We start from the raw sequence: 14700 nt of genomic DNA, 5'->3' as shown, positions 1-14700 counted from the left end.
TTTACATTAATCCTTCGTGTTTCAGCAACCAAAGTTTCCTATCAAGCCCACCAGCATAGCCCGTTAACTTTGCATTTGCGCCAATAATTCGGTGGCAAGGCACTATAATACTAATCGGATTTTTACCATTCGCAGCACCTACTGCCCTCACTGCTTTTGGATTATTGAGTTGGTTTGCAATATAGCCGTATGTTTGCGACTGTCCAAAAGGCACCGTTAATAATGCTTGCCATACGCTTTGTTGAAATACTGTACCGTTTGTATCAAGTGGTACATCAAAAGTAGTGCGTTTTTTTGCAAAGTACTCGTTTAACTGCGCAGCGCAAATAAGCATCGCCTTGTTGGTAACTTGCTCAAATGGCGTATAAGGGTGCTCAACTGGAGGATAAAACCCAACGTAACTCACGCCTTTATCAGTCGCTTGAATAATTATGTCGTCTATAGGGCTCGAAATGGATGTTTGAATGATCATTATAATTGCTGCCAAAGTTGAAACGTTAGGTAAGAGCGAAAAGGAGCGCAATTAGCAGGCTCAAAAGGGTTTGCCGCCGCTTGTGCTTTTTTAATACCTAAGTCGCCATCAAGTAATATATCGGGTTGGCTTTGCCCTCGCAGCTTTGCATAATTTACTGTCCAGGGGCCAATTCCCTTTAAATTAAGCCATTCGTCTAAATCGTCATTTTCAGGATTTAGTGCACAAAACTGGGCTAAGTTGTGTAGCGCATTTTTGCGTGCTTGTGGCATTTTAAAAAATGTTAAATCACTATTAGCAACAATGTTAGCCGTAGGAAAATAAACGGCATCGCCCTTTTTTTCACCTAATTCATCAACTAGCTTTGTTACTAAATTATGCGCCGCAGTAACACTCACTTGTTGTCCGAGTACCGCCCTTATACCGGCTTCAAAACTTGACCAAATCCCTGGAAGTCTGAGCCCTTCACACACTGTAAACGCATTGTTTATATTGGCGCTTAAATGCGTTTCAATTAAATTAATATCGGCATCTAAATCAAGCACACGGCGTATATTATTTATAACAGGTTGTAAGTACACCGTATTGTCTATATCGATAGATACACTAAAGTGATTTTTACTCGCTATAAATTCAGCGGTAAAGCTTCCTTTATATCCCTCACTTGCAAAAGTACGTCCGTAGCTCGTTTGTGTTATCCACTCCATTGGTTTTATCAAGCGCCTTTGTAAAAAGCTCTGCAAAGCAGGCCAATTATAAGGCGGCCTAAATGGCAGGGTTAAAGTGAGTGTTGACGTTGGTTTTTTATCGCCACTGCGCAGCTTCGAGGGAGCTATATTTAACTGCTGTAAAAATGCATCATTAAAGCGCCGAATGCTTTTAAAGCCTGCGGAAAACGCTATTTCGGTAAGGGGTAAATGTGTTTCTTGAATCAGCTTTTTAGCAAAGTGACATTGGTTAAATAATCGATATTGCGTAATCGACACGCCAAAATACTGCTTAAACAACTGTCTTAAATAACGACTACTTACACCTAAACGAGCTGCTAATTTTTCGCAGTCGTGCTCGTCATTTTGATCTATTAACTGTTTTGCTCTAAGTGCAGTCGTTTTTGTACCCTGCCATGCTGCGCTGCCAGGGGCACTATCGGGCCTGCAACGAATGCAGGGCCTAAAACCATCTTGCGCCGCGTTATGGGCAAACTGATAATAAGTAACGTTTTTTTCGTGAGCCGTTGGTGCAGGGCAAATAGGTCTGCAATAAATGCCGGTACTTTTTACCGCTACGTAAAAAAGCCCGTCAAAACGAGGATCGCGACTCTGACGTGCTTTTTGCCAATGTGAAGTGTCCATAAACGGCTCTATAAATTAAACCTTATAGAGCCTAGCTTATACAAAAAAAACTGTATTACTAGCCATATTCGGCACTCAACCAATAGCCAATAAATAACGCCTTTGTACTTCTTGCCAATTAATTACATTATAAAATGCAGCAATATAATCAGGACGTTTATTTTGATACTTCAAATAATAGGCATGCTCCCATACATCAAGTCCCAAAATAGGGATATTTCCCTGCATTAAAGGGCAATCTTGATTAGCACTATTTTCTACAATCAACTTTTCATCCGGCGTTACACATAACCACGCCCAACCACTACCAAATTGGCTAATTGCCGCGGCTGTAAATTCCTCTTTAAATCTATCAAAACTGCCTAGTTGCTCATTTATAACCTGAGCCACAATACCTTCAGGCTCACCTCCTCCTTGTGGGCTCATTATCTGCCAAAATAAGCTGTGATTAAAATGCCCTCCTACATGCTCTTGTACTGCTTTTTGCAAATTACTAGGCAGGCTGTTTATTCCCTTAAGTAATTTTTCAGCATTTGCGGTTGCATATACAGTATCTGCTAAAGCAGCATTGGCTTTATTGATATACGTTTGATGATGCAATGTGTGGTGAATATGCATAGTTTTGCTGTCTAAATGAGGCTCAAGCGCATCATATTCATAATCAAGTGCTGGCAATGTAAACGCCATAAATTACTCCTTTATTTTAATGTAGCAGGCTGTTTGTTGAATATTTAGAGCATAAGCAAAAATTCACTTGCTCTATTAGCTCAGGTAAAAAATGATAGCGTCTTGCAAATGATACAAGTTCAGAGGAAGTTTTAATGTAATGATGCTTACTCACTTTTTGTATATCGTAATGAGTATGCTTAATTAATGAAGAGAGTGTTAAGTGTACTTCGCATAGCCATTTGCATGCATTTTCAGGCTGTTGCATAGCTATATAGGTATCAGCTAAATTATGTGACGCAACAACAAGTGCGGGTATACAGTGCTCAATAGCATGAATGACAGTGTTATTAATCTGAGCATATAAAAATTGCTGAAGAAGATGATCTGCAAGTGTTTTAGCTAATAAGTATTTATCGCGGGCTTCGAGAAGTGCACCTTGCTCAAATGCATAATTACCTTGCATTATATTCGACTGCCAAGGGCTTAATGCTTGATCAAGATAAAGTAAATCTGAGTGGGGTTGTTTTTGACTTGAGATCATATAATCATCTGCACGTTTATTTATGAGTGTGTATTTAACTTACACACCCACAAAACTAAATGCAAATGATTTTCATTAACTATTTGGCGAAGTCTAATAATTCCTGCCCTGTTAAGCGATATATAATCCATTCGTTTTGTGGCTTTGCACCAATGCTATTGTAAAAATCGATAGCGGGTTTATTCCAATCAAGCACTACCCATTCAAAACGACCACAGTCATTACTAATGGCCTTATTAGCTAAGTGTTTCATAATGGCTTTACCTGCACCATTGCCACGGCAATCTGGGCTTACGTATAAATCTTCAAGGTATAGGCCATTTTTACCTAACCAGGTAGAGTAATTATAAAAATATACCGCAAAACCAATTGGCTCATCACCTTCTAAACAAATTATGCTGTGCGCAGTTGCACCTTCACTAAACAGAGTATCTAAAATTGCCTGCTCGTCTGTTTTTACTGCATCAGGTTCTTTTTCATATATGGCAAGTTCGGTAATAAAGTGCAAAATTGTTTTTGCGTCACTTGGTTTTGCATCACGTATTATAACGGGTTGGCTCATTGTATTTTTACCTTAAATATACTGCTCTAATTTATCTTTTAAAATATCTAATTGAATAGGTTTACTCAAGTAGTCATCCATTCCAGCGGTTATACAACGCTCTTTATCTGAGTTCATTGCATTTGCGGTGATAGCGATTATTTTAATGTTTTTATGCTGTATGCCCGCCACGCCTTTACGAATAGCAACGGTTGCAGCAAAACCATCCATAACAGGCATTTGGCAATCCATAAGTACGAGCTTAAAGTATCCTGAATCATGGGCTTTTAATATATCAATCGCTAATTGGCCATTCTCAGCAATGGTAACGTCACAATTAAGCTTCTTGAGCATTAATCTAGCTACCTGTTGATTAATAGGATTATCTTCTACCAGTAATATTTGGGAAGATTCCTGCACCTTTTCTTTTTTAAGTGACGAAATATAGCCTGACGTAACAAGTGGTAGTGTCTCGCCTGCATCATTACTCGTTATAACCGACAGTGCAGAAATTAAATCGGCAGTGGTTACTGGTTTAGGAAAATATGCCTGAAAGCCAGCATCAGAATAACGCTGCGCGCCTTCCATACCTGCAATACTAGTCATCATTACAAGTGGCATTGATTTATAATGTTCATGTGCTTTTAGTGCTTTACACAGCTCTATGCCATCCATTCCTGGCATTTGCATATCAAGCACTGCAATATCGTACATGCAACTTTTATCTTTATATTGCTGCGCGCACATATCAAGTGCTTGATGCGCATCACATGCAAGTGCAACCTTAGCGCCCCAATGTTCAAGCTGTTGTGAAATTACAATTCGATTTGTCTCGTTATCGTCAACAACTAAAACTGTTAGCTCTTCCATATTAATATTAGGGATATAACGCTCTTTTTGATCTCCCGGAGTTAGCATTATAGTGGCGGTAAAGGTACTCCCTTTACCTGCTTCACTTGTAAGAGAAATTGCCCCCCCCATTAACTCACAAAGCTGCTTACAAATGGCCAGCCCTAAGCCACTGCCTCCGTATTCACGCGTTGTTGATGCATCCACCTGAGAGAAAGGGGTAAATAACTGCTGTTGCTTTTCTTCACTTATTCCTATGCCTGAATCTTTTATACTTGCAACAAATTCTAAACCTTGAGCCACTTTATTAATTTTGGCGCTTACAACAACCTCGCCCTTACTCGTAAACTTAACGGCGTTACTCAGCAAATTAGTAAGTACTTGCCGAATGCGCCCAGGATCTCCGCATAACTGCGAAGGTTCTAGCGCTACCAAATCTAAAATTATTTCTATACCTTTTTCTTGAGCCGTCAATGCTTGTGCAGCAGCAACTTCGCCAATTAAATCACGTCCATTAAAGTTAATTTCTTCAAGTTCTATCTTACCGGCTTCGGCTTTAGAGAAGTCTAAAATATCGTTGATCACGGCTAATAAAGAATGTGCACTTGTTTTGGCAATACCTACTTTTGTTTCTATTGGTTTAGGGAGTGACTCTAATTGAACAAGCTCAAGCATACCGAGTACGCCATTCATTGGCGTTCTTATTTCATGGCTCATAGTGGCTAAAAATTGGCTCTTAGCAATAGCTGCATCTTCAGCTTTTATAAGGGCTACTTTTAACTCTTCACTGATTACTTTACGTTGCTGAGAAACCAAAGTGCTTCCCACTAAAGTAGCTAATGATCGAAGATACGTTTCTTCGCTTTGTGTCCAATTGCGATGCTCGCCTACCGTTTCAGCACACAAAATACCTAAATTACCATCACCTGTTGCTATCACTGCATCAAGCATCGATTTAATATTTAATGGTTTTGCATACGCTTCTATAAAATCAACAGTTGCTGGGTGCGTATAAACATCATCAATAGCTACTAAGTTTTGCTTATAAATGGCGCTATAATATTCAGGGTAGTCTTTAGCAGTTAAAATCGCATTTGTATCTACAAACCCTTGCCCATCTATATATAAACTATGACACGCCATCACATCACGTTGATCGTTAAAAATCCATACCGAAGCACGTGCAATATTTAGCACTTCACACATAGATTTAACGGCTAGCTTTTTAACTTGTTCTACATCACTATTTTGCACTTCAGGAGCAACAGTGAGTGCGGCTAAGTTTTTGTTATACCTGTTTGTTTTTTCGCTTTCAAGTTCAAGGCGTTTATGCGCATCAATACTTTGAAACGAGCCAAAAACACGTACGCATTTTCCATCTCTAAGCTCTGCTTGGCCCATCGATTTAACCCAACGTTCTTGTCCCGAATAGGTCAAAATAATAAGCTCTACACTCCAGCTTTCACCTAAAGTCAAAGCGCATTCAAACAAGGTGCTTATAGTATCTCGGTGTATCCCAGGTTTATAAAAATTAATTGCGGTATCTATGCTAGGCTCATACCCATCTGGTACCTCATGAATAACTTTAACTTCATCAGACCAATAAAGCGTATGCGCTTCTAAGTCAATTTCCCATGCGCCAATCTGCCCTTGCTTACTCATTGATTCGAGCAAATTTTGCTGACGACTTATTTCTAACTGTGTATTGTAACGATCCGTAATATCTAAAATAAATCCATCTAAATACAATATGTTGCCATCATCTGCGTAAATCGCTTGGCCCTTTTCGTTTACCCAATGCAAAGAGCCATCGCGGGCTGTAATTCTATATTCAACAGACCATGGCAGCTTAGCGCTAACACAGCGTAAAATTTCAGCTTTTATTTTTTTAGAATCGTCTTCGCAGATTAAATCAAAAAAACAGAGGGCTTCGTTATGTATCAACTCATCAGGCGAATAGCCTGTTATTTCACTCGCTTGTTCGCTCATATAAAGCATGCTTAACTTATCATCAAACTTACATCGATAAATAATGCCGGGTATATTTGATACCAAAGATGCAAATCTGTCTCGGCTTCCTTGTAGTTCATGCTGTGTAGATTTTTGATCAGATATGTCTAAATGCGTACCTATCATGCGTTTTGGGGAGCCATCGGTGTTCCACTCGACAACTTTTGCTGTATCAAGTACCCAAATCCAATGCCCATCTTTATGTTTCATGCGAGCTTCACTAACATAATAGTCAGTCTCGCCTGCAAAGTGCTCTTGAAGTTTTTTATTTGATATTACCAAGTCTTCAGGGTGAGCATAGCTATACCAGGTATCTATAGTGCATGGTTCAATCTCATTGAGTTTATAACCTATAATCTCGGCCCAGCGATTATTAAATGTCACTTTATTAGTATCGATATACCAATCCCAAATACCAACGGCTGTTGAGTCAATCACTAGTTGTAGCTGCGTTTTATGCTGTTCAAGCTCTAGCTCTTGTAACTTAAGTGCTGAAATGTCAGTACGAATAGCAATATAGTTTTGTGGTTTACCGTTTTCATCTAAAAACGGCACAATAGTCGTATCTACCCAATAAAAACCACCATCCTTAGCTTTATTACATATTTGCCCGTTCCATATATCGCCACGTTTAAGCGTTTTATACATACTTTTAAAGAATTCTTTTTCGTGTTTACCTGAATTTAAAAGGCGATGGTTTTCCCCTATTAATTCATGTTCATCGAAACCACTAATCTCACAAAATTTCTTATTTACAAAAGTGATAGTGCCATGTAAGTCAGTTACCGCAACAATGGCATGTTCATCTAATGCACTTTTTTGTTCAGCTAATTGTTTTAATGCAATTTGAAGTGCCGAACGTTGTTTTTGTAATATACTTTGTTGCTCTGCTTTTACGGCTACTAACTTACGTAAGCCCAATGAAAGCTGATTAAACTCTATACTATCGTTTATTATTGGCACTTTAACCAAATCGCCTTTTGTAATATTTTCAACAATTTTAGCTAAGTTAATTAAAGGCTGAGAAAGCCGGCGACCAAACCACCACGACAACGTTAATATAAGCAGTAAGGCGCCCGCATTTGTTAATACAGCAAGCTGCTTATAATAATCAGCGCCTTGTAGCGCGACTTCTTTTGGTTTTGATACAAGTAACTGCCAGCCAGACTCATTTAAAAATTCTAATGAATTAATATACCCATATAAAGTGACTTTATTTTTATTACTATAAGAAAAAACACGTTGTATTGGTGAGCCGTTTTGAGAGAAAAATGATGGTTGGGTATCGCCTGAATTATTTCTTTTTTGAATTTTATTATTGTGCATAACATAAAATGTTATGTCTTTATTAGCAGCGTGTATTTTACTTAGATTATTTAATAAGCCATTTAAATTTATATCTGCAAGCAATATTGCTTGTAACTTATTTTCATCATTTAATATCGGTAAGCCAATAATGTGGTACTCACGCCCTGAAGCAGTCATTGACTGGAATTGGATTTTGCCTGTATTTATAATGCCAGAACGTATGTTATTAAAGCGCTGCTCTTTAATAACATTAAAAAAGGGAGATGAAGACGATGAGTTAACGAGGTTTACATCAATAAGCTCTACATGATTAACAAAGTCATACTGCTCAATAAACTGATTAATTAATTTTTGTTTTTTATTGGGACTGATATCAAATTGTGCCCTAAGCAAATATAAATCTTTAACATGGTCTGCAAACCAAATATCAGCAAATTGCTTCCCTATATTATTAAGCTCGTTAAGTTCAGTGTCTGCATTTTGTTTAAGCGTGCTATTTACATGTTCAAGACTAAACCACGTAAGTATACAAAGTGGCCCTAAGGCTATAATTATAAAGGTTATAATTAACTTACTTCGTACAGACTGTCCTTTACCTGTTAATTCACCAAAGTTTAAACCTTTGTCCATGCTTAATATCCAGCAACTTATAATCATTTAATATTACTTACATTAATGCACTAAATATATAAAGACGCAAGTTTTGAGAGGTAAACTCCTTAAAAACTGGGTATTTAGCGTTACAATCTTAAATTCACATTTTTTAAAAAATACGCTTTTATTACTAACTTATAATTACGCTTGCTTACGCTACAACTTCTGTAGCTGTTTTAAACCCCTCGTGATATAAGCAGTATTCAATCAATGCGTTTGAGGGCATTATGGCGCACGATCACTCACATAGTCATGTAGACGAAAACCAAAGCAATAAACAGCTCACCGTCGCTGTGGTTATTAATGTATTGCTAACCGTAGCCCAAGTTATTGGCGGGATATTTTCGGGCAGTTTGTCACTTATAGCCGATGCCCTTCATAATTTAAGTGATGCTGCCGCTATATTTATAGCCTTGATTGCACGTAAAGTAGGTAATAAACCTGCTGACGGCACTCATCATTTTGGCTATAAACGCGCTGAAATACTTGCCACACTTTTTAATAGCAGTACATTAATATTAATTGGCGTGTATTTAATTTTTGAAGCCATTTCGAGCTATTTAAACCCTCAACCAATTAATGGCTGGATAGTTGTGTGGGTGGCAGCAATAGCGTTGGTAATTGATTTAGCAACAGCGTATTTAACCTACCGAGCTGGAGCAAATCACAGTATAAATATAAAAGCGGCCTTTATTCATAACGTATCAGATGCAATGGCATCTATTGTTGTTATTATTGCAGGCACCTTAATTATTTTATACCAATGGTATATTGTTGATTTAATTGCCACTGTGCTTATTTCTATCTATGTAATTTATCATGGCATTTTACTATTAAAGCAAAGCTGCAAAATTTTAATGCAAGCAGCGCCTAATAACATTGATACACACGCAATATCACATGCTATTAGTAATGAATTTAATATCGAGTCGGTAGTTAGCATTAAGCTTTGGCAACTAGATGATAAAGAAAATTATTGTGAGCTTGTTATTAGCACTCAGCACTTAATTAATTTGCCAACAATAAAAAGCTTTTTACACGACAATTTTAATATCGAAAATTGCATAATAGAAATCCGACCAATCGCAAATTAAAGCCCAATTTAATGCTCTTAATAACAAGCTAAACCAAATACATAACTATTTAATTGAAAACAGCTCGTATTATCATTTACAATATTCCCATTAACTCATAATGAGATACCGTTTTTGAAACTTTGGTTACGTAGAATTCATTTAGGCCTTGCCCTTATTAGCGGACTATTTTTATTAATAGTGAGCTTAACCGGTGCTGTTATGATTTATGCAAAAGATATACAGCACTTAATAGAACCCGCAAAATGGCAAGTAACACCACAAGAAAATTTAATGCCTTACGATGAACTTATACAAAATGTACGAGCTCAAACTAAGCAAAAAATCACTTTTTTTATGCCCGAACAAACGCCAAACGCCGCATGGCAATTTAGGTTAGCCAATAAACACTACGCCAGCGTTAACCCCTACTCAGGGGATGTACTAAACGTCTATGAATCAACAGATACGATTTATGGGTTTGCGATGGGATTGCATCGCTGGCTGTTGTTTGAAAACAGTAAGGGTGAAAAAACCTTTCGAAATTGGATGTCGGTATGTGCATTGCTACTTTTAATAAATGTATTACTCGGCTTTTATTTATGGGTAAAGCCCAAAAACAGAGTTAAACGTTTAGCTATAAAACCAAAAGCCAAATTTAGAGTGCTCATGTATCAATTACATACGGTGCTTGGTGTTTACTTTTTTATACCGCTTATGCTTATTGCCTTTACTGGCATGGCATTTAACTGGAAAACACAAACTCAATCTGTATTAGAATTTGTGACGTTTAATAAAGTAGAACAAAGACCTGACGCGCCAAAAATAATAGCCCCTTCTCAAGCTGCGTTAAACTACAATCAAGCAATTAAAAATGCAGAGAACGTATTTCCGGATGGCAAAGTATATAGAATTTACTTACCTAAAAAAGATGACGAAGCAATTGCACTGAGAATGCAAAACCCTGGCGAAAGCCACGCTTACAGCTGGGTTTGGACTAACCCATTTACTGGTAAAGTATTAAACTCATTTGACGCCAGTAAAACCAACTTCACAACACAAGCATGGAACTTTAAGTATAAGTTTCACATTGGTGATTTTGCAGGTCCTATAGTGCAGTTTTTATGGTTATTAATAGCCCTTTCACTCGCATTTTTTATTGTAAGCGGTGTATATTTTTGGTTAAAACGCCATAAATGGAAATAAATCTCATTAACACTTGTGTCATTAGCTGATAATAATTACCATTACGACAATTATTATCAACTAAGACACCCCATGTTAAAAACTTCGCTTTGCCTTATTGCTGTTGCAATAAGTACTAACACGTTAGCAAATGAAAATAATAAAAATGAATACACTTCTGATCAGTTAGAACATGTCATTGTATCTGGCAGCCGCATATCAGAGAACATTGACGAAGTACCTGCCTCGATTACCGTTATTAATCAGCAACAAATACAACAGCATTTAAAAGTAAGCTCAGAGCTGGGAAGTTTACTCGCGCAAATGGTTCCTGGCCTTGCCCCAGATACTGGTAGTTCAAGTAATTCAGGACAAACACTACGCGGCCGTGCGCCTTTAATAATGATTGATGGTGTACCGCAATCAACCCCTCTTCGTAATGGTTCTTTAGGCGTAAAAACGCTTGATGCTAGTGCCATAGCGCGCATTGAAGTCATAAAAGGCGCAACGTCTATTTATGGTAATGGTGCCTCAGGTGGCATTATTAACTACATAACAAAACAGGCTCGCAGTGATGGAAAACCTGAAGGTGAAATAAGTATTTCAAGCCGCTTTAGCGCTGTTAAATTAGCAGAAAGTGGCGGCGGTAGAATAGCGGCCGCAGTAAACGGAAAGCTCGATAAACTAAGCTACCTGTTAACGGCAAGCTATGAAGAAAACGGCGTACAACGCGATGCAGAGGGCGATATTTTAGGCTTGCAATATGGTTTATCAGACTCTGAAACTCAAAACTATTTTACCAAACTAACTTATGATTTTGACGACGAAAAGCAACTGCAGTTTAGCTATAACTTTTACAGCTCACAGCAAAAAACTGATTTAGGCGATGTTACAGGCGATGGCAATATAGGGGAAAAAACATACGCTATACACGTCCCCTTAGAGCTTCAAAAACAAGGTAAGCCGCAAGGCCCAGAAGGCAACGAAAATATAACCCTAAAATATGTTGATTACGCGTTGTTTGAAAACACACAAATGACCCTCGATCTGTATAAACAAAATATAGAAAACGTATTCTTTTTCTCAACCGCTTTAGCCAATCTTGATGAAGGTTATACCGGTGGTCAATCGGTTATTAAATCAGACAAGCAAGGTGCCAGAGCTACATTTAATAGCCAGTTTGATTTTGAAAACGTAACAGCCACCCTAATCTACGGTATTGATGCCTTAAACGATAAAACATCGCAACCTTTAGTAGATGGTCGTGTGTGGGTGCCAGAAATGGACATGGAAAGTGTGGCAGGCTTTTTACAAACCAAATGGGTAATAAACGACGACATTATTGTAAAAGCGGGTGTAAGAAACGAAAGCATTGATTTGAGCGTAAGTGACTACCAAACGCTAAAACTTTGCAAAACCGTATCGCAATGTTCAGTACCATTAAATGTGCGTGGCGACACCATTAATTACGATGCAACAACCTATAACGCCGGTATTAAATATAACTTAACAGATGCCTTTAGCCCGTTTTTTAGTTACTCACAGGGCTCTGATATTTCTGATATTGGTCGCCTACTTCGCGCTGCAACCGTTGACGACATTGCACTTATTCAAACACAAGCCTCAATAATCGACAATTACGAAGTTGGTTTTACCTCACAGTTTGAAAACGTACGTTTTGAATTTGCTCTTTACAGAAGTACCTCAGAGCTTGGTACAAGTAATGAGTATAATGAAGTAACAGGAGTTTACGAACCTGTGCGTGCGCCACAAGAAATATGGGGTTACGAAGGGTTAGTTAATTACACTATTACCCAAGACCTTAAGTTAAGCGCCACATACAGTTACGTAGAAGGTAAAAATACCGAGGCCGATGACTATCTAGGCGCAAGTCAAATTAGCCCACCTAAAGCAACAGCGAATGTAACGTGGCAAACAAATGACGAGCTATCGCTTGCAATGAGCTTTTTATATGTAGGCGACAGAAAGCGCTTTGATAAAAATGCGCAAGGCCAATACTCTGGCGATCAGGGCCCTGTTAGTAGCTACAACACATTCAACTTAAGTGGCCAATACAATGTTAACGCTCAATGGAGTGGGTATTTTGGAATAGAAAACCTATTCAATAGTGATTACTACCCTGCCCGCGCACAGGCATACACCTACGGTGGATACAATATTAAAGGATTAGGCACAACGGCAACGCTGGGTGCTAAATATCAATTTTAACAAATAAGCACGCGTAATAGGCATGCCCTGCATGCCTATATGCTCAACAAATCCCGCATAAATAAACGTCTCAATTTTTATTTAGGGCGTGTTGATCTTTGTGGATTGAGATTTGTTCAATCTAGGGGCGATTAAATTGCGGCGCGAGGTTTGTAACCTAGTGGGCTCGATAACTGCTCCTGCGTTATTCTACTGGCTTACATCCATGTAAGAATAAGTAAAAACCGAGCAACAAAAAGTTAATCGTCCCTAGAAAGAACCCTTTGGGCAGCGCATGTTTGGTCTTTATGCTGCGTTATCGCCTATTTATGGGGAATAACCACACTACATAGGCACTGCCTTGCCTAAAAACCAAACACACTGCTGCAAATTCAACCACCAAAGTTCAATACGCCATAGCAATCATGATCTTGTATTAGATGCTAATGCAAATAAAAAACTGTCCATAAGCCAAGCAGTAACGCAAACTTAAATAAGAATCAAAACCAATAGTAACGCAATGATTTTTATAGAGAAAACTTGCAATATAGGTTATTTGTACTACACTGCATACAATTGAAATAGTTAAGGCGATTTATCATGAAAGGTAATCAAAAAGTAATCGATGCGTTTAATACATTGTTAGCTAACGAATTAGCAGCAATCGATCAGTATTTTATACACTCGCGCATGTATGACGACTGGGGTTTAAACAAACTATACGAGCGCCTTAACCACGAAATGGAAGAAGAAAAAGATCACGCAGACTGGCTTATTAAGCGCATCTTGTTTTTAGAAGGTGTACCAAATATGACTAAGCGCCGTGATTTACTTATCGGTAACGATGTAAAAAGCATGATGCAAAACGATTTAACACTAGAGCTTGAAGTAGTTGCGTGTGTTAAAGACGTCATCGCAATATGTGAAGAACAACAAGATTATCAATCTCGTAGCATTTTAGAAAAACTGTTATTTGATACCGAAGAAGACCATGTTTACTGGTTAGAGCAGCAACTTGGCTTAATTGATAAGATTGGTTCTGAAAATTATCATCAAGCACAAATGGCTTAGTAGGAGCATATTATGAAAGGCGATAAAGACGTTATTGCAGCGCTTAATAAAGTACTCGCTAATGAGCTTGTTGGTATTAACCAATACTTTTTACATGCACGCATGTTTAAAGATTTTGGTTTCACTCAACTAGACAAAGCAGATTACAAAGTATCAATTCAAAAAATGAAAAACGCCGATCGTTTAATCGAACGTATTTTGTTTTTAGAAGGCTTACCAAATCTTCAAGATTTGGGCCGATTACGTATTGGTGAAAACAGCGAAGAAATGATTGCAGCTAACATGAGTTTTGAACTTGATACTATTGGTGAGTTACAAAGCGCAGTTAAACTGGCTGAAAGCAAAAAAGATTATATTACCCGTGAAGCCCTTGATCACATTTTAAATGAACAAGAAGAGCAAATTGATTGGTTAGAAACCCAACAATTGCTTATTAAAAATACGGGTATTAAAAACTACTTGCAGTCTCAACTGTAAATAGTAACAAGCATAAAAAAAGCAGCTAAAAAGCTGCTTTTTTTATATCTAAGTTTTTATATGAAATTAAGCAACTTGATCCGTTACATCCGCAATTTGAATAAGTCTGCGATTAAGGATCTTTTTAGTACAACCACAACACTTACCGCATTGGCTGCCTACTTTAAGCTCTTTAGTTAATTCACGCATGGTCGTTGCACCATCGTCAATTGTTTGCTCAATTTTTTTATCAGTCACACCGTGACATAGACAAATATACATGAATACAAACCACTCTCAATTTCATTTAG

The 14700-nt window shown here is 37.9% G+C and carries 12 protein-coding genes; 5 read left to right on the top strand and 7 right to left on the bottom strand.

All coding sequences use genetic code 11. The features are described 5' to 3' along the window. Window position 1: 1 nt before the first annotated feature. From GQR54_RS08270 to GQR54_RS08245, 6 genes are all read right to left on the bottom strand, one after another. A complete protein-coding gene (locus GQR54_RS08270; protein WP_166377123.1) occupies window positions 2-472 on the bottom strand; it encodes a methylated-DNA--[protein]-cysteine S-methyltransferase in 471 nt (156 codons plus the stop codon). Beyond that, window positions 472-1824, bottom strand: coding sequence for an AlkA N-terminal domain-containing protein (locus GQR54_RS08265; RefSeq protein WP_166377122.1), 1353 nt, complete (start codon window positions 1822-1824; stop codon window positions 472-474). Before GQR54_RS08265 ends, GQR54_RS08270 begins: the two co-directional genes overlap by 1 nt. A gap of 75 nt (window positions 1825-1899) precedes the next feature. Then, window positions 1900-2511 (bottom strand): superoxide dismutase, encoded by a 612-nt coding sequence (locus GQR54_RS08260; RefSeq protein ID WP_166377121.1) that lies wholly within the window; start codon window positions 2509-2511, stop codon window positions 1900-1902. Between the two features lie 16 nt (window positions 2512-2527). Continuing rightward, window positions 2528-3034: a hypothetical protein gene (locus GQR54_RS08255; protein ID WP_166377120.1), complete on the bottom strand. Its 507-nt coding sequence runs from the start codon at window positions 3032-3034 to the stop codon at window positions 2528-2530. A gap of 79 nt (window positions 3035-3113) precedes the next feature. Further along, window positions 3114-3596, bottom strand: a complete 483-nt coding sequence (locus tag GQR54_RS08250; RefSeq protein WP_166377119.1) for a GNAT family N-acetyltransferase — start codon at window positions 3594-3596, stop codon at window positions 3114-3116. A gap of 12 nt (window positions 3597-3608) precedes the next feature. Continuing rightward, complete coding sequence (locus GQR54_RS08245; protein ID WP_166377118.1) at window positions 3609-8372, bottom strand: PAS domain-containing protein; 4764 nt, start codon at window positions 8370-8372, stop codon at window positions 3609-3611. 251 nt (window positions 8373-8623) lie between these two features. Here GQR54_RS08245 and GQR54_RS08240 point away from each other — a divergent pair, with 251 nt between their 5' ends. The 5 genes from GQR54_RS08240 to bfr (GQR54_RS08220) all read left to right on the top strand — a co-directional run bounded on the left by GQR54_RS08240 (window position 8624) and on the right by bfr (GQR54_RS08220) (window position 14410). After that, window positions 8624-9490, top strand: coding sequence for a cation diffusion facilitator family transporter (locus tag GQR54_RS08240; protein ID WP_166377117.1), 867 nt, complete (start codon window positions 8624-8626; stop codon window positions 9488-9490). A 114-nt stretch (window positions 9491-9604) separates the two neighbouring features. After that, a complete protein-coding gene (locus tag GQR54_RS08235; RefSeq protein WP_166377116.1) occupies window positions 9605-10675 on the top strand; it encodes a PepSY-associated TM helix domain-containing protein in 1071 nt (356 codons plus the stop codon). Between the two features lie 72 nt (window positions 10676-10747). Continuing rightward, window positions 10748-12883, top strand: coding sequence for a TonB-dependent receptor (locus GQR54_RS08230; RefSeq protein ID WP_166377115.1), 2136 nt, complete (start codon window positions 10748-10750; stop codon window positions 12881-12883). Between the two features lie 579 nt (window positions 12884-13462). Then, on the top strand, window positions 13463-13933 hold the full coding sequence (gene bfr, locus GQR54_RS08225) for a bacterioferritin (protein WP_002958985.1): 471 nt from the start codon (window positions 13463-13465) through the stop codon (window positions 13931-13933). A 12-nt stretch (window positions 13934-13945) separates the two neighbouring features. Continuing rightward, window positions 13946-14410, top strand: coding sequence for a bacterioferritin (gene bfr / locus GQR54_RS08220; RefSeq protein WP_024593101.1), 465 nt, complete (start codon window positions 13946-13948; stop codon window positions 14408-14410). A 66-nt stretch (window positions 14411-14476) separates the two neighbouring features. Here the strand turns inward: bfr (GQR54_RS08220) and GQR54_RS08215 are convergent, their stop codons facing one another. Then, the gene (locus GQR54_RS08215; protein WP_002960627.1) at window positions 14477-14671 is read right to left on the bottom strand and encodes a (2Fe-2S)-binding protein; all 195 of its coding nucleotides are present in this window, start codon (window positions 14669-14671) and stop codon (window positions 14477-14479) included. Window positions 14672-14700: the final 29 nt, after the last annotated feature.

The sequence above is a fragment of the Pseudoalteromonas sp. Z9A4 genome (assembly GCF_011378845.1).
In the GTDB taxonomy this organism is placed as follows: domain Bacteria; phylum Pseudomonadota; class Gammaproteobacteria; order Enterobacterales; family Alteromonadaceae; genus Pseudoalteromonas; species Pseudoalteromonas arctica.
Note: the sequence above shows the minus strand (reverse complement) of the source record. Positions and strands in the feature narration are given on the sequence as shown.